The organism is Acinetobacter sp. YH16051 (assembly GCF_013417135.1).
Lineage (GTDB): Bacteria > Pseudomonadota > Gammaproteobacteria > Pseudomonadales > Moraxellaceae > Acinetobacter > Acinetobacter towneri.
Genome location: NZ_VPEN01000004.1, coordinates 140095 through 160816, shown reverse-complemented (window position 1 = coordinate 160816; position 20722 = coordinate 140095). Strand labels below are relative to the sequence as shown.

The following is a 20722-nucleotide window of genomic DNA, read 5'->3' as shown; positions in this document are numbered from 1 at the left end:
AGCAGATTGTCTGATTAAGGAATGTAAATCGGAAAATTCATCGGGAATTGATGTATTTTGCATTGTAATTCTGTGTCAGGCTTTTTATTATTGCCGCCTTGTTTTCACGATCGGCCCGGAATTGAAATTGAGTAATTTTCTAAGCGAACACCTGATTCATCGTGACGATGAGTTTATGGTGATACATAAACCCGCTGGCATACTCACCGTTCCAGGTAAAACAGCAGATTTGCAAGATTGTGTGATGAGTCGTCTAGTTAAAATTGAGCCGCGCACTTTGCTGATTCATCGCTTAGATCGTGATACTTCGGGTATTTTGGTATTTGCACTCACGAAATGGGCGCAAAAACAAATTTCGCGTCAGTTTCAAGAACGCCAAACCGATAAAACCTATCAGGCATTGGTGGCAGGGCAACTGCAAGGTGAAGGCACTGTAGATGTGCCTGTGGTCTATGATCCTGCACATCCTCCATTACACATTGCCGATGCAACCCATAACAAACCTGCGTTAACGCATTGGCGTGCATTGGAGCAATTTGAATTGCAGGGGCAAATTGTGACTCGTGTGCAACTGACGCCGATTACAGGTCGTTCGCATCAATTGCGAGTGCATATGCAATATTTAGGTCATCCAATTATTGGTGATACTTTATATGCCACGCCCGAACAGCAACAACTCATGCCTCGGTTGTGTTTACATGCAGCAGAATTGAGTTTTCTACATCCACAAACTGAGCAACGTGTACAGTTTGTTTGCCCAGTCCCATTTTAAGCGAAAAAGATTACGCAAAGCCTGTGCTTTAGGCTCTCTTTTTAGTGCGCTTTATGTCAAAATATATTGCTATACGCCCTGAATTTTTGCTCAAATACTCAGCAGGTTTTGCGCAAAAATTTATACGTCCTAACTTCTAAATAAAGGTGGAAAAATTGCAGCAGTTTGCTATTGGTCAACGTTGGTTATCAGACACAGAAACGGAATTAGGACTTGGTGTTCTGATTGATGTAGATGAGCGATCGGTCAGCATTTTATTCCCTAAAAGTGATGAAACCCGTGTCTATGCACGCAATAACGCACCTTTATCGCGTATCATTTTTAATGTAAATGATGAAGTTCAAGACCAAGAAGGCAATGTGTGGACGGTTGAATCGGTCGAAGACCGTCATGGCGTATTGCGTTATAACGTAGTGCGTCGTTTGCAAGATGGCAGTGAAGAAAAGAAATCACTGAATGAAACCCGTATTGGTGCAAGTATCCAACTTTCAAAACCCTTAGACCGCTTGCTTGCTAGCCAAATTGACTATAAAGAATGGTACGACTTGCGTATTGAAGCCTTGTTGATGCAAGCCAATATGCAAAGTAGCCCACTGCGCGGCTTGGTGGGTTCGCGTGTAGGTTTGATTCCACATCAACTTTATATTGCACATGAAGTCGGTAAGCGTTTTGCGCCACGTGTCTTATTGGCAGATGAAGTTGGTTTAGGTAAAACCATTGAAGCAGGTTTGATCATCCATCAGCAACTCAAAACAGGACGTGCGGAACGTATCCTGATTTTGGTACCTGATTCGCTGCAATATCAGTGGATGATTGAAATGCGTCGCCGTTTCAATCTGCAATTCTCTTTGTTTGATTTAACCCGTACGGCATCTATTAAAGAACACGATCCTGACCTGAATCCATTCTTGACCGAACAATGCATCATTGCTTCAGTCGATTTAATGATTGACCACGATGACTTACGCGAACAAGCCCTAGAAGCAGGTTTTGATTTGCTGGTGGTCGATGAAGCGCATCACTTAATGTGGAGCGAAGAAGAAGGTGGTAATGACCGTTATGATCTGGTCGAAGAATTAGCCGAACAAACCGCAGGGGTGTTATTGCTTACAGCAACGCCTGAGCAACTGGGTGTAGAAAGCCATTTTGCGCGTTTACGTTTACTCGATCCGCAGCGTTTTAGTTCACTAGACCGTTTCTTGGATGAAGAAGCGCAATATCAACATACGGCAAAAATTGCCGAAGTCTTAATGTCAGATGCCGCATTGGAAGAAAGCCATTTGGTTGCACTGGAAGGCTTGTTGGGACATCGCATTGAAGATAACCCAGAGCAGCGTTTCCGTGCCATCCACGAATTATTAGACCGTCATGGTACAGGGCGTATTTTGTTCCGTAATACCCGTGAAGCAATTCAAGGTTTCCCAGGTCGTGATTGTCAGCCTGCGCCGTTACCTGCGCCAGAAAACTGGTCTAAAGATGGTAAATTACGTGAACAAATGTGGCCAGAAGAAGCACAGCTCGATGGCAGTTGGATGGAAACTGACCCGCGTGTAATGTGGTTAATGGAGCGTTTGCGTAGCGACTTAAAACATAAAAAAGTGCTTTTAATTGCGCGTAGCGGCCCTGTGGTAGAAGCCCTTGAAAATGCGCTGCGCCTACATGCAGGTATTCGTACTGCAATGTTCCATGAAGGCATGAGCTTGTTAGAACGTGACCAAGCGGCAGCATATTTCGCAGAAGATTCTTATGGTGCACAAATTTTATTGTGTTCCGAAATTGGTTCAGAAGGGCGTAACTTCCAGTTTGCATCAGACCTGATTTTGTTTGACTTACCTGCCAATCCCGACGTGTTAGAACAACGTATCGGTCGTTTAGACCGTATTGGTCAAGAAAACCGTATTCAAATTCATGTGCCGTATTTGGTGGGGACTGCGCAAGAGCGTATGTTCCGTTGGTATAACGAAGCACTCAATATTTTCAGCAATATTTCACCCACTGCACAAACCTTGCAGGAAAACTTTATTGTCGATTTAAAACACTGCTTACTTGCAGATTTAGGACAACAGTTTGAAGATTTACTGGAAGCAGTCAGTGTGCAGCGTGAAGCTTTGGAAGCAGAACTTCAAGCGGGTCGAGATCGTTTGTTGGAATACAACTCTTGCCGTCCTGTGGTGGCGCAGGAAATTGTACAAGCTTTAGAAGATTACGACGACAATACCACGTTGCCTATGTTTATGAAGCGCTTTATGGCATCGACCAATATTGACTTCGATGAACAAAGCAATGGCACGGTGATTATTAAACCAACTGATCAAATGCAAGTGCAAGGTTTGACCTTAGACGAAGAAGGCATGACCGCGACGTTCTATCGGGATCAGGCGCAAATTCGTGAAGATGCACAGTATTTGACCCTAGAGCATCCATTCACAGAAAGCGTGATGGAAATGATCAATACACAAGGTTTTGGTAGCACCAACGTTGCGGTATTAAAATCTGCCGCTTTGCCACAAGGTTCTGTGTTGCTCGAAGTCTGGTTCAAAGTGGATGTCATTGCACCTAAAGCCCTGAATTTGCCATCAAGCTTGCCACAGCAACTCATTCGTGTCTTATTGAGCGAAAAAGGGCAGGATTTATCGCAAAAAATTGCCCCTGAAATTTTAAAACCTTATTTACATCATTTAGATGGCAACAGTTGTCGTCAAGTGGTGAAAGCACGCCGTGACGCGATTGAAGCGCGTTATACACAGGCTTTGGAGTTGGCTAAAGCTGCATTGCCTGAATTTAAGCAACAAGCTAAAGATGTATATAGCAAAAAATGGCAATATGAAATTGACCGTTTAAGCTATTTGAAGCAATTTAACCCAAGTATTCGTGAAGATGAAATTACACGTTTACAGAAATTGCAAAAAGAAGGTGTTGCATTATTAGATGGTTTGTCGGTCACGCCTGAAGCAATTCAGGTGATGGTGGTGGTAAAGCCATAACCGATTGATTTTAAATCTGAATATGTTGTATCTATGTTGAAGCGCCTTCGGGCGCTTTGTTTTTGAGATTTTATTGAATTATTTTGCCGTTTAGTTATTTAGTCAGCGTTGTTATTGCCTATTAGAAAATATGTGTTAAGCAAATATTCAACTTCTGCCTCAAAATTGTCATCGGGTTGCATCATATAAAATAAATCACTAGACCTCTTGCGAAAGTCGTTATTGCAAGTTAATTCGGTTTACCAGTGCAGCGATTAAGTTAATGCGTAAACCGAATCTTTTCCGTCTATTTCGATAGCGTTCACTTAATATTCTAAATGTTTTCAATTGACTATTGATGTGTTCGATCACAACTCGTATTTTTTCAAGCATTTTATTGTACTTTTTCTCAGCATCAAATAAAGGTAAATTCTTCTTTTTCTTGATTGGCATCAATAACTTAAACCCCTCTTGTTCTAATCCATAGTACCCTAAATCCGTCAGAACATATTCACAATGTTTAAACTTCTTAACCGTTTTTCTTGCCAGTTTAATATCATGCTGACTGCCATTTGATACATCGATCCCTATGATTTGTTTGCTCTGCGGATGATAGATCACTTGGGTTTTTAGTGTATGTTTCTTCTTTTTACCACTGTAGAACTTACTCTGGTTTTTTTTTCGGGCGTTCTATTGAACATTCTGTCGCATCAATAATGACCCAGTTAAAGTGTTCGTCTGCTGTGGTAATACTTCGTTTTGGCAGAGTATAACATCTCGATTTCATCAAAGCATCTTCAACCTTTTTAATGGTTCGATTCACATTACTTTCAGCGATATGGTAGTATGCTGCCAATTCTAGTTGAGTGCTGTAGTTGTGTAAGTAATTGAGCGTTAATAACAATTGATCCTCTATAGCTAAAGTATGAGGACGACCTGATTTCTTTTTAAGTGATTCTGCTTTTTCTAAAACATCGACCATTTCAGTAAAAACTGGTCGAGGTACACCAACCAAGCGCTTAAATTCAGAATCTGAAAAACGGTTTAATTTCTCATATCTCATGAAATCTATATTGAAGCATTTTTTACTTTCGCAAGAGGTCTACTAAATGACTTAAATTGAGGATGTGTCTGTAACAACATGATTCTCACCTCATAAAAACGCTGTTTACCACGCTGCAGATAGGCATGTTGCAGTTTTTCGAGTGAAACATTGTCGGTAGGGTGTTTGAGCGCAATTCCACCGCAGTGTGGCAGAATTTCAGTTAAACTTTCTAAAATAAAATCTGCCTCAAGACCTTCGGCAACAATTAGTTCAGGTTGATATTTTTGACTGAGCGCGACAATGTGCTGCTGTATAGTGGCGGCATCTTGTGATAAATCGAGTGTAATCTTGCGTTGTGGTTCAGTCTGAGCCGTATCATCAAGAAATAGCATATTGATTTGCCTTTGCTTTGTTGTTATTAATCCTTAGATTATAAAAACTCAGCATCACTTGTCGAATTTCAGCGTCATAAAATGACGTGCTGATTTTCAGTACACAGAAACTATATAAGCAAAGTGGTTGCATCCAAAATAAAAAAAAGCAGATTTATGTGGTTAAAGCTGCTTTGATAGAGAAGGGATAAACTTGGGTTTATCGAATCTTCCCTTCATCCAAATGACGCGCACCTTCTAAAATCATGCGAATCATGGTCATGGTTTGTTCAGCGGTTTCTTTACGTTCAGTCGCAGGCATATCAATGACTTTAGCGCCCATATTAAACACCAACTGGGTAATGGCTTTTGCGACAATATCGGGATGCGCTAACTTGCTGTTATTTAAACGTTCTAAACGAATTAAATCATCCTGCAATTCTTGCTGGAAATAATTCAATTGGCGCTCAACAGCTAGCTTATAAGAGGTTGAACCCGTATAACCTTCACGTAATAGCAGACTTAAATTGCCTTCATCGGTATCTAATTGTTCAATAAATACTTCAACCGAGCTGCGAATAATACTGTTTTGTTTAGATGCTTTTAAACGTGCTTCATGCAGAATTTGACGCAACACCACACCTGCACGATCAATCAGTTCAATCGCGAGTTCATCAATATCTTTAAAATGACGATAAAAACTGTTTGGTGCGATGCCTGCTTCACGTGCAACTTCACGTAAACTTAAAGATGCGATACTTTTTTGTGGGCCAATTAAATTTAATGCTGCCTGAAATAATTCTTGTTTGGTAATGGTAGCTTTACGCCCAACCGTACGCACGACAAGAGGCTCATGAACCGTTTCAGATTCTGGAAAAGTCACATCATGGTTTGTTTTCATGGCAGGCTGAGTCATATTTTCAATAATTTATAAGCTTAGAGGCATTATAGCGGTTGCGCCAGTACTTGTGAAATGATTAGAAACAATACAGGTGTATATACAAATATATATACATGTGTATAATAATTAAAATTTCATCGGGTGGTGCTGAATCATGCAGCTAACTGAAAAAAGAAAATCTCCCTTAACCAGTATTGCAACTGCAGTACTAGACCCTTATGCCGCCAATTTCTGGTTGCAAAAAATTAATCCATTATGGTCGGTGAATCAGTCACTCGGCAAAATTGTAAAAAAAGATACCGCTGCACAAGGTGTAGTGAGCTTTACTTTGCAATTCAATAAAAAATTCCAAATTGGCGCAGCAGGGCAGCATCATCCTGTTTATGTGACAATTCAAGGCGTACGCTATGAGCGAACCTATAGTTTGACTCAGCTTGATGCACAACACGTTTTATTGACGGTAAAAAAAGTTGATCAGGGCAAAGTCAGCACATGGCTGGTTGAGCAAGCCAAAGTTGGTGATACTTTGGAATTTGGTGCGCCTTATGGTGATATGCAACTGCCTGCACAAGCCCAGCCTTTAATTCTATTGGTAGCGGGTAGTGGTATCACACCAATGTATAGTTTGCTACAAGACATGGCGAAATCAGGTCGTCTTGGTAGCACTCCAGTAACTTTAATGTATTGGGTAAAAACCTTTGCAGACGCAGCATTTAAAGCACAGTTTGAAGCATGGGCACAACAATATCCAAACTTTAAATTTCAAGTGTTTTATACTCAAGAGCCGAGTGTGGCGCACAGCCGTTTAAATGCAGAACATTTACAAGACTTGGCACAAATCGAGCAAAGTGCAGTGTTTGCATGTGGCCCATCGGGTTTTACCACGCAAGCTGAACAATTATTTGCACAAGCTGCTTTGCTGAAAACAGAAGCTTTTAGCATGACCCCTGTGTTAAGTGACGATGTTGGTTTGGTACAAGTTACACTGACTCAATCGAAAAAGATTGTCACTATTCCAAAAGGCAAGTCCATTTTAGAAAGTCTGGAACAGCAAAATATTAAACCTAAATACGGCTGTCGTATGGGAATTTGCCATAAATGCGTATGCAACAAGGCTGAAGGTTCAACTAAAAACTTGGTCGATGGTGTTCAAAACATCGAACCGAATAACCAATTGAAAATCTGCGTCAATTCAGCACAAACCGATTTAATTATTGATTTATAAGCGAGTTCCGATTATGAATATGCCAGTAAAAATAGAATATTTCCGCAATCCTAAAAACCGTGAACTCACTCAATTTGAATTAGATGAGCTTGCACGTGAATTAGACGCCATTAAACAAGAAGTTTTGGATGATATTGGCGAAAAAGATGCTAAATACATCCGCCGTGTTTATTCAACCATTCGTTATAGCTCAATGGCAGGTCGTGCCTTATTGTTCGCAGGATGGTTCCCGCCAGCATGGGTTTTGGGTACAGGCTTGTTAGGCTTTGCCAAAATTATGGAAAACATGGAATTAGGTCATAATGTCATGCATGGTCAGTATGACTGGATGAATGATCCTAAATTCAATGGTGCAAGTTATGAATGGGATACGGTAGGTACTTCAGACAACTGGCGTCAAACCCATAACTTTAAACACCATACTTATACCAATATTAAAGGTATGGATGATGATATTGGCTATGGTTTGGTGCGTTTGTTCCCAGAACAGCGCTGGAGATCAGGCTATTTATTGCAACCTTTATACAGTATTCCTTTCTGCTTACTGTTCCAATGGGGTGTTGCCATTCAGAATTTAGAAATTGGTAAAATTTTGAATGGCCGTAAAAGCAAAGCCCAAGCCAAAAAAGAATGGCAACCTATGCAGAAGAAAATTGGAAAACAATTGTTTAAAGATTATGTGTTCTTTCCATTGATTGCAGGCCCTTCGGCTTTACCAGTGTTTACAGGGAACTTGGTTGCGAATGGTATTCGTAATATTTGGACATTCAGCATTATTTTCTGCGGCCACTTTACTAAGGATGTAGAAGTATTTCCAAAGTCTGTGATGCAAAACGAAAGCCGTGGTCACTGGTATATGCGTCAAATTCGTGGTTCATCGAATCTTACAGGTTCTGAAGCATTCCACATTTTGACAGGACATTTAAGCCATCAAATTGAACACCATTTATATCCAGATATTCCTGCACGTCGCTATCGTAAAATGGCGCCAAAAGTACAAGCTGTGTGTGAAAAGTATGGCTTGAACTACAACAATGCAAGTTTAGTTAAACAGTATGGCAGTGTGCTTAAACGTATTGTGAAATATGCTTTTCCGTTTAAGAAATAAGTGACTTACAAATGAGTTGTTTAGTACGAATAGATTAAGTGATTGATCTTGGTTTAAAACTATACTTCTATTTTGAATTAGAGGTGATGCTGTAAAGTGTCACCTTTTTTATTGCTTTAGGTGTTGTAGTCGTTATTTTTATGCAGAATCATCAGCTATTTTATTAAGAGAAAACTCTATTTTTATTTTCTATTCTGGGTATAAAAAAGTAATCACCATAGGCGGCATCCGCTACATGTAACTTAAAAAACCCACAATTCAAATTGTGGTTTTATTATATCATTCATCAAAATCAAGCCAGTTTTTTATAAGTTACAATTTCTGGCAATGAATGATCACTACCCACCATATAAGAATAAGTCGCTAAACTCAGCATGGCATCATCTTCATCACTATTACCATACGCATAAATAGCAGCATAATTTTCTAAATCATATTGTTCTAAAATCCGTATTTTCTTTTGTTCCTGACTGCAATCAGGTGTTGAATATCGCCCTGTAAATTGCTGCTTTTCAATTGCTGTTTCAGTACAAATCAAAGCGACATTTAACTGCTGACAAATATACTGTAAATAAATATCTACACTTGCAGAAACAACCACCACTTCATCTCCATTGAATTGATGCTGCTTTAATTGTTGTAATAGTTGTGGGTTAAGATCATGTATTAAATCTACTGCGTAGCGCTGTGCAAGTGCTAATATTTCAGCTGTATTTGCATCTTTAAACATAGCATTAAACAATTTAGGGCGCATGGCATGTGCAGGATAAACTTTTAAATAGTAAGCCTGAATCCAAGGCAAGATTTTAAGTCCTTGCTTAAAAATATGCCGCTTAGATAAAGCATAGAAAATAAACCCTGTAAAACTGTCTTTGCTGCACAGGGTCCCATCAAAATCAAATAGGGCTAGATTTTTATATTTTTGGCTTTTTGCATGCATGTTTTATAACGTCCATTGACTCGCGTAGCAAACCAATTGGTGTTGTAATCTCGACTCAGTTTAGGCCCTGAAATGACCACTTGCGGCATCATGGCATAAAATGGCTCTTTGCCCGTTTGCGCTTTATAGAGTTTCGTGACTGCTAAATATGTCGCAGTATCTTCAAATTTCTTTTCTTTTTCTTTTTTTAGGTCTGCACGAATTTGTCGTGGGGTGACTAAAATATTATGTTTTGAAAAAACAGCAATTAATTCACGTTCGGATTCACTCTTTGCATTACGCACGCTACCATCTTTAGTATAAAGTAGCAAATCACCATCTAAATCTAATTCTGCTTCAGTTAAATCATTTAGCATGCTTTGGAATGCGGCATTGCGGCTCGAATACATGCCAGAGTTATAATCAGCAAAGCGGTATAGCGGTTGATCGTAATCGGCAGGGTACATCATTAAACGATGAATCCCGTAATATAATCCGCCATATTGAGTGTATAGATCGCTGCGTAACTCTGCGATGTTACCGCTTTGGCGTTTATGCTCTTTGGCATAGCTAATATGTACTTGCATCGAGCCTAAAGTAGTAATTGGATTAAGTTTTTCGCCAATATTTTGTCCAAACAGTTTGGCAGCACCTGTTAGCGCAGACACGTGATAATGTTTGGCCATATAGTCAAAAATTTCACGATACAATTCATCCAGTTCACGTTCGGTTTTCACACGACGCATTTGGCTTAAATAGTTATCTTCAGGGCTTGGGTGGTTTTTCAGTACATCCTGAAAATAGCCTGCAACCGTACCACCAATGGCTTCGCCCAGTTTATCTTTAAATTTCTCATCCAAACGGTCTTGCACTTCTTTAACTGCTTTTTCACCCAGACCATAGACTTGAGGGTCGGCTACAAAGTTCGATTCCTGATCCACCACGGCAATGATGGTGCACATATTTTCTTTGGTTTGTGGGATGCCCAATTGCTCTGAAATATCGTAAATATCTTTTGCCCAAGCACTACGCTCACTGACCCTATTCGGAATGAGTTTGCGGATTTGTTCTGCTTCAAGGGTTGGCTCATTGTCCTTAGACCACCATGCGCTATCTCCACAGGCAGCCAAGCTTAATGATAAAGCAAGCACGCTGAAGGGTTTCATCAAAGAAGTGAATACAGTGTCTTTCATAGTATAGGGAAAACTCGTTCCAAATGGATGAGCCCAAAGGGCAGATGCAGTATACTATGCCAATCGTTAAAGTTAAGAATATATATGTATATTGGTCCCTATCAACTGTCAAATAATTTGATCGTTGCCCCGATGGCAGGTGTCACTGATAGACCCTTTCGCTCACTGTGCAAGTACTTTGGTGCAGGGCATGCGGTCAGTGAAATGATGACCTCTGACAAAACTTTGCGCATGAGTAAAAAGAGTTTGTATCGTGCCAACTTTGATGGGGAACTTGCACCAATTTCTGCACAAATTGCTGGTTCAGACCCGCATGATTTGGCCGAAGCCGCACGTTATCAAGTCGCCAATGGTGCACAAATTGTTGATATCAATATGGGATGTCCTGCCAAAAAAGTCTGCAATAAGTTGGCTGGTTCGGCTTTATTGCAAGATGAAGATTTGGTGGCACGCATTTTAGATACTGTGGTTGCCGCGGTGAATGTGCCTGTGACACTGAAAACTCGCTTAGGTTTTTTGAATGGGCAGGAAAATATTTTACGGGTTGCCAAACGCGCAGAACAAGCAGGCATTGCTGCATTGGCATTGCATGGGCGTACCCGTGAAGATATGTATTTAAACCGTGCACGCTATTCACTGATTAAAGAAGTGAAAAGCATGCTCAATATTCCTGTGATTGCCAATGGTGATATTGATAGTCCTGAAAAAGCCAAATATGTCTTGGACTATACAGGCGCAGATGCGATTATGATTGGACGTGCTGCGCAAGGACGTCCGTGGATTTTTCGGGAAATCGCACATTATTTAGCAACAGGTGAGCTGTTAGCAGCACCGAGCATTGCAGAAGTTCAAAAAGTATTACTTGGACATTTAGCTGAGCTGTATGAATTTTATGGTGAATATTCAGGTTGTCGTATTTCACGTAAACATATTGCTTGGTACACCAAAGGTTTACGTTCAAGTAATGAATTCCGTCAAAGTATGTATCAAGTAGAAAGTACTGCAGAACAATATAAAGTGGTGGAAGATTACTTTAATCAGCTACTTGCGCATGGTGAAATCATGAGTGATGTGCAGGTTGAAGCGGTGAACTTATTAGATACAAAATAAAAACCCAACCGTGATACACAGTTGAGTTTTTCGTACGTAAACTTAGCGTGCGTGAATCATTTCCAAAACCAACTGATTAATTAAATCTGCGGCCTCTAATTCACGAATCTGACTGACATTACTGCCTGCCCAAAAAGGGGCATAACCTTGCTCGCCTTGTGTGACGGCTGCTGAATGCAACTGTTTTGCAAGATCATACGTATATGGATAGGTGGGCACAGTTAAACGATTTGGTGTATCTACCTGTGTATGCCAATGATTAATTAAACCACGGGCAGAGCGTCCAGAGATGCTGTCGGTAATTTGAGTAATGTTTTGCTGAAATAAAGCTTGTCGATAAGCTGGATTGGCATTGGAACTTTTACATTGCACAAAAGCTGTACCCAGCTGTACCGCAGAAGCGCCCAATTTCAGCATTAACTGTGCTTGCTGACCATTCATAATGCCACCTGCTGCAACCACTGGCAGGGTACAATGTTCACGAATTAGTTGTACTAAATCGCTGGTTTTAATTGCACTATCAAAGGTTTGGTTAAAGATACCCCGATGTCCACCTGCCTCAATGCCTTGGGCGATAATGACATCAATTCCCGCTGCTTCAATGGCTTGAGCTTCGGCTAAGTTGGTTGCTGAAACCATAGTAATGATTCCTGCATCTTTTAAAGCCTGAATTTGATGCGCATGCGGAATCCCGAAGTGAAAACTGACGGCTTGTGGTTTAGTTTCTAGTACAAGATCTAAATATCCATCATGGTCTTTAAAACTTGGATAAATACAATTTAGTTGACTCGGTGCAGTTGCGCCATAGCGTTCAAAGATTGGCTGAAAATGTGCAATCCACGCTTGTGCAGCGACTTCATCTAGTGGACTTGATTCATGGCAAAAGAAATTGACCTGAAATGGAAAATCAGTCAGTTCTTGAGTGCGTAAAATTTGCTCACGTGCAGCATCTACCGTGTTTGCACCTAAACCGAGTGAGCCAAAACCACCTTGATTAGAAACCTCGGCTGCAAGTTCGGGAGTAGAAACGCCAGCCATTGGAGCAAGAAAAATAGGATGCTTTATATTCAGTTGTTCTAATAAGGTCATATTATTTACTCCATGTTTTTATCTACTTTGCCCAACTCTAGGTAGATTGGCAAATCATATCCGTCATTTCTTTATGAAATATTAAGATGAGCGATATCATTAAATTTGCAGATGCTTTCAGGCATAATAAGCCTGATGTATGAATTGATGAGTAAATTAATGAAGCCTTTCGTTTATGGTGGTTTGCTTGTGGTGTGTGGATTAAGTGCGTGTAGCAATCCACAGCAAACTCAAGTAAAAATTGATCCAAAGCAATATCAGGTTCAGGATGCGACTGCATTACAACAGCGTATAGATGCTTTAAATGTCAAATTGGCGCAAGACTTCAAACAATTTAAACAAGTCGAAAATATCGCATTTGCGCATCAATTCCCTTTAGATGTAAATAACTTACAAACTTTGAATCAGCATTTGGTCGCCAGTACTGCTTTAAAGCCGACTAAAATTGCTTATTGCGATATGATGAATGGTTATTTTGCTGAGTTATATCGCTTAGGACATAACAATCTAGATTTTCTTAAAGATGTAAAATTACCGCGTGCAGAGGAGGAAAATTTGGCTGAAAATTTTGCCAATGCAGAATCTTATTATGATTTTATTTTGAATCGTTACACCAGTTACCGCCAAGTACAACAGACCATGGGCTATGGTTGTAATTTAAAAGCGGCGTTATAGTTGCGGCAGGATTTAGGTTTACTAGGGTCTGTTGATATTTCATAAATGGCTTGCGCTGTAGGCTAAAACTGAGCAGATTAGGCATGAAACGCAGGGAATAACGGGTTTATTTTCAAGTTTTATAACGCAATCTGTGAAAGTTTTAGCCACATGAGCAAAAACAAAGCACTGCTTTGTTTGCTGCGCAAGGGTACAAGCATATTTTTTGCTGCTATTACGTTATGTGCCAGTCATTTAGAATGAGTAAATTTCCTGTCCCATGCCTTATATCAGCTAAAAAACCTTGCGAGATATATCTCTCATGTCGCAAACATAGACGAATTGTCAACAGACCCTAATTAAATCGTGCTGAATAAAAAACTCCTGAGAACTTGCTCAGGAGTTTTTGTTGTATACAATCAAATTATTGTTGTGCTTTTTCTTTCACATTTGCAGCACCTTGTTCAACCGCACCTGCAGTCGCAGCAGTTGCATCTTTAGCAGCTTGTACAGTCGTATCAGCTGCGTTTTCTGTTGCTGTTGCAACATTGTGTGCAGCATTTTCAGTTGCTTGCGCTGCGTTATCTACCGCAGTTGCTGTAGCAGTAGCAGCTTCATGTGTTGCATCTTTGGCATCATGTGCAGCTTGAGCCGCAGCGTTTTCTAAGTGTTCACCCGTAGTTGCCCCTGTTTCTGGTGCTTTTTCTTTTGCACAACCTACAAGTGCTACAGTGGCAGCAAGACCTAAAGCAATAAGAAGTTTATTCATTATCATGTTTCCTTTTTTTACATCCACTTAAGATGGGATAATGCGAATATAACCAAAAAACAATCAATTTGAAGCTTAAAATTGTTCAAATAATGTAATGGGTTTAGATATTTTTTTGTTGTGTAGATTAGAACGATAAATTAGAGAAAAATATGCCGATGCGATTCATTTTTTCTGATAAGGTGAAATCTTGAGAATGGTTACAGTTTTTATTGTACAGTAATGCCATTCTGTAAGATTGGGATTGTAAAATGCTTAAAAAAGGGATTTATCAACATTATAAAGGGCAATTGTATCAAGTGCTGCATGTGGCTACACACAGTGAAACCCAAGAGAAATTGGTGGTTTATCAATGCTTATATGGCGATTATTCTATTTGGGCCAGACCGCTTGATATGTTCACGGAGAGTATTACTTTGGATGATGACCGTGAACAGGAACGCTTTAAATTGATTCAAGAAGTGTATTAATATTTGAAGTTATTTACCTATTTAAAACGATCCAATCTATTTTTAGATTGGATCGTTATGTGGATGCTCAAAGTTTAATAAAATCAATTATTGAATGGAAATACGGTTAAAGCTTAAATCGTATGCTAAATATTTACTCACAAAAGCTGCTTTATCACTGCGTCTTAATAAGTTGTCATAAATAAATTGTGGTACAGGATGGAATAAATCCCCAGAGCCATTTTCGTAAAATATTTTTAAATAACGTGAAGATGCACTGTATGTCCAGGATGTCACGGCAAGTGTTTTACCCATAAGCAACTCCTTTATTTTTTATATTATTTTTCACAGAATAAATCTGCTTATTTTGAACATAAGTGAAGTGCTTGCTAAAAAGTATTACAGAATTGTAACTTTTGAATATAAGTTTTTTGCGCAACCTAAACGTGCCAAAAACGACAAAACTATTATGAAGCGAAATAAAACACCACATTTAGGATGTGGTGTTTATGCTTTGCACATGAATAGTCATTCATTTAAATAAAATGATTGAAAGACTAGATTTTATAGATGACGACATTGATCTTCTTTGTCACCAGAAACACGGTTTGTGCCGCCAGTCGGTTTTACGCGGTTATCTTCACATTCTAAATTGCCATTCACGCGGTTATTTTTTACAACGATTGAGCCTGAATTATCTTTAAGTTGAATATTGCCATTTACACGGTTTGACGTGAGTTGGATGTTACGCCCATCTTCGAGTTGGATATTGCCATCAATGCGGTTGGCATGTGCATTAACCTGACTAAAGTTTCCTTTAGATTCTAAATTGCCATCAATCGTACTATTTTTAATTGCCGTATGTGAGTTGGAATGCAACATTAGGTTGCCCTTAATAGTCACATGATCAAGAACACATTGTTTATGCACTTTGACATTATCATCAATAGTTCGATTTTTAATGCTGCCATTACAGTTGAAATCAGCTAAAGCTGGCACTGAAAATGCTATTAATGTTGAAAGTAAAAATAATTTTTTCATAGAACAGCCCTCAAAAATAAATCTCACAACTGTTACCGGTACAGATTCGATTGTAGTGTTGTAATGTTTTTACATTTTCTATTCTAGAGATGAAATATGAATAAATAAGGTAGAAAAGGGTGATGTTCTGATTAAAAAAAACCACGCAAAATATGCGTGGTTTTTTTGAGTGGTTTAATCTAAAACTTAGATTTTACCTACTAGGTCGATAGATGGGGCTAAAGTTGCATCACCTTCTTTCCATTTAGCTGGGCATACTTCACCTGGGTGAGCGTGAACGTATTGAGCTGCTTTAACTTTACGAAGAAGTTCTTGAGCATCACGGCCAATACCGCCAGCATTGATTTCGATGATTTGGATTTTACCTTCTGGATCAATTACGAAAGTACCACGGTCAGCAAGACCAGCAGATTCGATTAATACTTCGAAGTTTTTAGAAAGCGTCCAAGTTGGGTCGCCAACCATTACGTATTGGATTTTTTTGATTTCTTCTGAAGAATCGTGCCAAGCTTTGTGCGTGAAGTGAGTGTCAGTAGAAACTGCATAGATTTCAACGCCTAATTTTTGGAATTCTGCGTAGTTGTCTGCAAGGTCACCAAGCTCAGTTGGGCAAACGAAAGTGAAGTCAGCAGGGTAGAAGAATACTACAGACCATTTGCCTTTAAGATCAGCTTCAGTTACTTCAATGAATTGACCGTTGTGGTATGCATTTGCTTTAAATGGTTTAACTTCAGTATTAATTAAGCTCATCATTGTCTCCATGATTAAGGTTTGTATTTCGTTGGCAATAGAGTATCTAATTTTGTTTTATTGCTGAAATGGTATTTTTACATTACTAGCATCGGAAAAACAAATGAGTATGTAAAAAGCGTACACTTTCATCACAGTATTATTGAGTCTTTATTAGGCCTCAAAATGATGATGATTGCATGACAACCTATTTTTCAGGTTCAAATACAACCCATTTCAAGCAATTGGTGAACATACATCTATATGGGGATGCTATTTTGAAATTCAAGGGGGGATTTAAAACTTTTTAAATACGCATTCTAAATCACTGTTCTTTCGCTTAAAGGCATTACAGCGTAAAATACGCGTTTGTGTTTTGGTTAGGAAGCGTATTCTGTGCAGAGTCATTTAAATGTAGACCACCTCGTTTTGGCGCGTGATCGTCATCGTTTAAATCGACTACGAAAAGGCAAAGATGCCAATCCAAAGCAATATCAGGAATTATTTGAAAAATCTAATTTAAAAGTGTTGGAGCGTGCACAGCGCATTCCCAACATTAAGTTGAATCAAGATTTACCTGTGACTCAATCTGCCGAACAGTTGATTACTGCAATTCAGCAACATCAGGTCATTATTGTGGCGGGTGAAACAGGTTCAGGGAAAACTACACAGTTACCACAAATTGCAATGTTGGCAGGTCGTGGTTTAACGGGGTTAATTGGTCATACTCAGCCACGACGTCTTGCTGCGCGTAGTGTATCGCAGCGTATTGCCGAAGAAGTTGGCGAAAAGTTAGGTGAGTCCATCAGCTTTAAAGTTCGTTTTAATGAACAGGGTTCGCAAGATTCAATTGTCCGTTTAATGACCGATGGTATTTTGTTAGCAGAGCTTGCCAATGATCGTTATTTAAACAAATACGACACCATTATTATAGATGAAGCGCATGAGCGTTCTTTAAATATTGACTTCATTATGGGTTATTTAAAGCAACTTTTGCCACGTCGCCCTGATTTAAAAGTCATCATCACTTCTGCAACTTTAGATGTGCAGCGTTTTAGTAACTATTTTAACGGCGCACCTATTTTTGAGGTCGAAGGTCGAAGCTATCCTGTCGAAGTACGTTATCGTCCAATTTCTGAATTAAGCATTGGTGGTAGTGATGATGATGAGTTTGATGACTTTGAAGAAAACTTGCCACGCGCAGTGGTGCAAGCGGTAGAAGAATGCTTTGCCGATGCACAGGAAAAAGGTCATCCTGAACATGCCGATATTCTAATTTTTGCCAGTACCGAACAGGAAATTCGGGAACTGCAAGAAACCTTGCATAAGCATGGGCCGCGTCATACTGAAATTTTACCGTTGTATGCGCGTTTGGCTTTGGCGGAACAACAAAAAATCTTTAATCTTTCTGGTGGCGGGCGCCGTATTATTATTGCCACCAACGTCGCTGAAACTGCACTTACTGTACCCAATATTCGCTATGTGATTGATAGCGGTTTTGCACGTATTTCACGTTATAACTATCGCTCACGGGTGCAGCGTTTACCGATTGAAGCAGTATCTCAGGCAGCAGCGAATCAGCGTAAAGGACGTTGTGGTCGTATTGCACCAGGCGTTTGTATTCGCCTGTATTCAGAAGAAGATTTTTTAAGTCGCCCAGAGTTTACTGAACCTGAAATTAAACGCACCAACTTGGCATCGGTCATTTTACAAATGCAAAGTTTGGGCTTGGGTACGCTCGAAGATTTTGATTTTATTGAGCCGCCAGATCATCGTTTAGTCAATGATGGTCGTAAGCTGTTGATTGAACTGGGTGCGATGATTGAGACGGGTAAAGCCCCTCTTTTAGACGGAATGAGTAGCTCTGCGACGCAAAAGGGAGACAATCATCCGAATAATTCCACTAAATCCACCGCTAATAAAGGCGAGCTTCAAGGCAGCAGCTTAACCAAAATTGGTCAGCAAATGGCAAAAATGCCGATTGATCCAAGACTGGCACGTATGATTTTAGGCGGTGCGCATTTTGGGGTGTTAAATGAAGTCCTGATTATTGTAGCGGCATTGGCGGTACAAGACCCGCGTGAACGTCCTGCAGACAAACAAATGCAAGCCGATCAAAAACATGCTTTGTTCCGTGAAGCAGATTCTGACTTTTTATTCTATTTAAAATTGTGGGAAACTTTACACGAAAACCGTGATGGCATGAGTGAAAACAAACGTCGTACTTTTGCCCGTCAGCATTTTTTAAGTTGGTTGCGTTTACGTGAATGGAAGAAAACTCATGAACAATTGGTGGATTTGGCGCGTGGCTTAAAACTGTCGTTTAATGAGAAAAAAGCCAGTTATGAAAATCTGCATCGGGCGTTATTAACAGGGTTGCTTTCTTTTATTGCCAATAAAACCGATGAGCGCAATGTGTTTATGGCAGTACGCCAACAAAAAGCACGAATTTTCCCTGCATCGACTTTGCATAAAACCAATACACCGTGGGTCATGGCATTTGAGATGGTAGAAACTTCGCAAGTGTATCTACGCACCTTGGCAAAAATTGAACCTGAATGGATTATATTGGCTGCACGTGATTTGCTGAAGCATCACTATTTTGAACCACATTGGTCTAAAAAAGCAGGCGTGGTGAATGCCTATGATCAAATTTCGCTGTTTGGTCTAATTATCGAGCCGAAACGTCCTGTCAATTACGAAAAGGTCGATCAGGAAGCCGCCCATGAAATATTCTTACGTGATGCTTTAACCACAGGCAACTTGGGCATTACCCCACCATTTTTAAAACACAACCTGCTTAAACTGGAAGAAGTGGAACGGGTTGAAGATAAATTACGTCGTCGTGATTTAGTTGTTGATGAAGAAACTATTTATCAATTTTATGCCGCCAAAGTACCTGCAGAAGTTGCAAGCCGTCGTTCCTTTGAAGATTGGCGTGCCACAGTAGAGCCGCAAAATCCACGTTATTTATTTGTGGAAGATGATGCACTTTGGCTGAATGATCGTCCGACCACGCAGCAATTTCCTGACTATTTGCGTAATGGTGAGCTGCGCTTGGCGGCCAGTTACCGTTTTGACCCCAGCCATGATGAAGATGGCGCAACCGTTAAAATTCCAGTGCAAGCGTTGGCACAGGTCGATGAAAATATCTGGTCGTGGGGTGTTCTGGGTTGGCGTGAAAATTTAATTGAAGCCTTGCTCAAGACTTTGCCTAAAGATAAGCGTCGTCATTTGGTGCCTATTCCAGACACAGCTCGAAAGTTGCTACAACGTGTTGATGCGGTAAATTTACGCGAGCACATTTTTAGCTTTTTGGCATTTCAATTACGTGCTGAACACATCACCGAAAAAGACTTTAGCTTTGAGCGGGTAGATGCGTATTTATTGCCGTTCATTAAAGTGCTAGATGAAAAAGGGCGGGTGATTGAGCAAGGTCGTGATTTATCTGAATTAAAAGCGCGTTGCCATACCGAAACGCATAGTCCTGTAAAGCAGGTGCACGGAGAATTTCAAACTTTTCCTGAACGATTTGTATTTGAAGCTTCGCAAAAAGTTACGGGCGTAGTGGTTAAGCAATATCAGGCGTTGGTACCAAGCAAAACATTTGCAGAGCTTTTACCAAAAGATGAATCGGGTGTGGTGATTCAAACCTTTAATGATCAGAGTGAGGCGATTCGTCAGCACCGTGAAGGCGTGATTCGTTTGCTATATGTGCAATTGGGTGATTTATCACGCCAATTGAAAAAACAAATTGATAAACCCTTGGCTTTGGCGTATTCGCCTTTGGGTGATAAAGCTCAACTTGAGCAAATGTTGATCTATGCAACATTGCAAAGCATTATTGGTGACTTACCAGTCAACTTGGAAGAGTTTCAAAAGTTGCAGCTTGAGGTAAAAAAGACTTTCCTCAGTCATGGTCAAACCACGCTGCGTATCTTTAATGAAATTTATATTGCATGGCAAGACATCCGCCGTCAGCTTCTTATGCTTGATGAAGCAGTTTTTGCTAAAAATATGGATGATATAGAAGATCAGCTGGACTTAATGCATCTGGCAGACTTTGTGTATAGCAAGCCTGTAGAGGTGTGGAGCGAATATCCGCGCTATTTGAAAGCGTTATTATTACGTTTAGACCGCTTACCCAATAACTTGCAAAGAGACGATGCAGCCATCGCCCAAATTGACCCTTGGATGGACAAATTGTTTAAACACAAACAAGATGCCCGACTCAAGGAATTGTACTTTATGGTGGAAGAATTACGCATATCGCTGTTCTCTCAACCCATGAAAACCAAAATGCCAATTTCTGCAACTCGGCTGCAAAAAGTATGGGAAAAGCTCGGAATCAGTTAAGATATTAGTAATTTCTAGAAGGAGTTTT

The 20722-nt window shown here is 40.0% G+C and carries 18 protein-coding genes; 8 read left to right on the top strand and 10 right to left on the bottom strand.

What is annotated here, in order from left to right; all coding sequences use genetic code 11:
* The first annotated feature begins 127 nt into the window (after positions 1-127).
* On the top strand, positions 128-772 hold the full coding sequence (locus tag FTV41_RS05415) for an RluA family pseudouridine synthase (protein ID WP_154320656.1): 645 nt from the start codon (positions 128-130) through the stop codon (positions 770-772).
* A 146-nt stretch (positions 773-918) separates the two neighbouring features.
* Positions 919-3756: an RNA polymerase-associated protein RapA gene (gene rapA / locus FTV41_RS05410; protein WP_131260833.1), complete on the top strand. Its 2838-nt coding sequence runs from the start codon at positions 919-921 to the stop codon at positions 3754-3756.
* A gap of 219 nt (positions 3757-3975) precedes the next feature.
* On the opposite strand, the gene FTV41_RS05405 is transcribed toward rapA, so the two are convergent.
* The 3 genes from FTV41_RS05405 to fabR form a co-directional block, all read right to left on the bottom strand.
* Positions 3976-4798, bottom strand: a protein-coding gene (locus FTV41_RS05405) for an IS5 family transposase (protein WP_179996250.1) whose coding sequence is annotated in 2 segments (ribosomal slippage) — positions 3976-4416 and positions 4418-4798 — 822 coding nt in all. Because the reading frame shifts where the segments join, the coding sequence is not laid out codon by codon here.
* Positions 4799-4803: 5 nt separating this feature from the next.
* On the bottom strand, positions 4804-5172 hold the full coding sequence (locus FTV41_RS05400) for a hypothetical protein (RefSeq protein WP_154320659.1): 369 nt from the start codon (positions 5170-5172) through the stop codon (positions 4804-4806).
* Positions 5173-5371: 199 nt separating this feature from the next.
* A complete protein-coding gene (fabR, locus tag FTV41_RS05395) occupies positions 5372-6052 on the bottom strand; it encodes an HTH-type transcriptional repressor FabR (protein ID WP_179996249.1) in 681 nt (226 codons plus the stop codon).
* A gap of 154 nt (positions 6053-6206) precedes the next feature.
* Here fabR and FTV41_RS05390 point away from each other — a divergent pair, with 154 nt between their 5' ends.
* Together FTV41_RS05390 and FTV41_RS05385 are read left to right on the top strand one after the other, a co-directional pair.
* Positions 6207-7277, top strand: a complete 1071-nt coding sequence (locus FTV41_RS05390; protein ID WP_179996248.1) for a ferredoxin reductase — start codon at positions 6207-6209, stop codon at positions 7275-7277.
* Positions 7278-7290: 13 nt separating this feature from the next.
* Entirely contained in the window at positions 7291-8385 is a 1095-nt protein-coding gene (locus FTV41_RS05385; RefSeq protein ID WP_096900933.1) for an acyl-CoA desaturase, read from the top strand.
* Between the two features lie 292 nt (positions 8386-8677).
* Here the strand turns inward: FTV41_RS05385 and FTV41_RS05380 are convergent, their stop codons facing one another.
* Together FTV41_RS05380 and FTV41_RS05375 are read right to left on the bottom strand one after the other, a co-directional pair.
* Entirely contained in the window at positions 8678-9325 is a 648-nt protein-coding gene (locus FTV41_RS05380; protein ID WP_004973036.1) for an HAD-IB family phosphatase, read from the bottom strand.
* A complete protein-coding gene (locus tag FTV41_RS05375) occupies positions 9292-10497 on the bottom strand; it encodes a DUF1615 family protein (RefSeq protein WP_004973039.1) in 1206 nt (401 codons plus the stop codon). The genes FTV41_RS05380 and FTV41_RS05375 overlap by 34 nt, the downstream gene beginning before the upstream one ends.
* An 84-nt stretch (positions 10498-10581) precedes the next feature.
* Between FTV41_RS05375 and dusB the strand changes: the two genes are divergently transcribed.
* Positions 10582-11607 (top strand): tRNA dihydrouridine synthase DusB, encoded by a 1026-nt coding sequence (gene dusB / locus FTV41_RS05370; protein ID WP_004973043.1) that lies wholly within the window; start codon positions 10582-10584, stop codon positions 11605-11607.
* A gap of 42 nt (positions 11608-11649) precedes the next feature.
* Here dusB and FTV41_RS05365 read toward each other — a convergent pair whose 3' ends face one another.
* On the bottom strand, positions 11650-12696 hold the full coding sequence (locus FTV41_RS05365) for a nitronate monooxygenase family protein (RefSeq protein ID WP_004973046.1): 1047 nt from the start codon (positions 12694-12696) through the stop codon (positions 11650-11652).
* 159 nt (positions 12697-12855) lie between these two features.
* On the opposite strand from FTV41_RS05365, the gene FTV41_RS05360 reads away from it, so the two are divergent.
* Positions 12856-13371: a hypothetical protein gene (locus FTV41_RS05360; RefSeq protein WP_179996247.1), complete on the top strand. Its 516-nt coding sequence runs from the start codon at positions 12856-12858 to the stop codon at positions 13369-13371.
* A 403-nt stretch (positions 13372-13774) separates the two neighbouring features.
* Here the strand turns inward: FTV41_RS05360 and FTV41_RS05355 are convergent, their stop codons facing one another.
* Positions 13775-14119, bottom strand: a complete 345-nt coding sequence (locus FTV41_RS05355; protein ID WP_179989569.1) for a hypothetical protein — start codon at positions 14117-14119, stop codon at positions 13775-13777.
* A 251-nt stretch (positions 14120-14370) separates the two neighbouring features.
* Here FTV41_RS05355 and FTV41_RS05350 point away from each other — a divergent pair, with 251 nt between their 5' ends.
* On the top strand, positions 14371-14589 hold the full coding sequence (locus FTV41_RS05350; protein ID WP_004973051.1) for a DUF1653 domain-containing protein: 219 nt from the start codon (positions 14371-14373) through the stop codon (positions 14587-14589).
* Between the two features lie 87 nt (positions 14590-14676).
* Here the strand turns inward: FTV41_RS05350 and FTV41_RS05345 are convergent, their stop codons facing one another.
* From FTV41_RS05345 to ahpC, 3 genes are all read right to left on the bottom strand, one after another.
* Positions 14677-14883 (bottom strand): hypothetical protein, encoded by a 207-nt coding sequence (locus FTV41_RS05345; protein ID WP_004973053.1) that lies wholly within the window; start codon positions 14881-14883, stop codon positions 14677-14679.
* A gap of 249 nt (positions 14884-15132) precedes the next feature.
* Positions 15133-15609 (bottom strand): hypothetical protein, encoded by a 477-nt coding sequence (locus tag FTV41_RS05340; RefSeq protein WP_004973055.1) that lies wholly within the window; start codon positions 15607-15609, stop codon positions 15133-15135.
* Positions 15610-15795: 186 nt separating this feature from the next.
* Positions 15796-16359 carry an alkyl hydroperoxide reductase subunit C gene (ahpC, locus tag FTV41_RS05335; protein WP_004973058.1) on the bottom strand — a complete coding sequence of 188 codons (564 nt, stop codon included), beginning with the start codon at positions 16357-16359 and terminating at the stop codon, positions 15796-15798.
* 375 nt (positions 16360-16734) lie between these two features.
* Here ahpC and FTV41_RS05330 point away from each other — a divergent pair, with 375 nt between their 5' ends.
* Positions 16735-20694 carry a DUF3418 domain-containing protein gene (locus FTV41_RS05330; RefSeq protein WP_179996246.1) on the top strand — a complete coding sequence of 1320 codons (3960 nt, stop codon included), beginning with the start codon at positions 16735-16737 and terminating at the stop codon, positions 20692-20694.
* Positions 20695-20722: the final 28 nt, after the last annotated feature.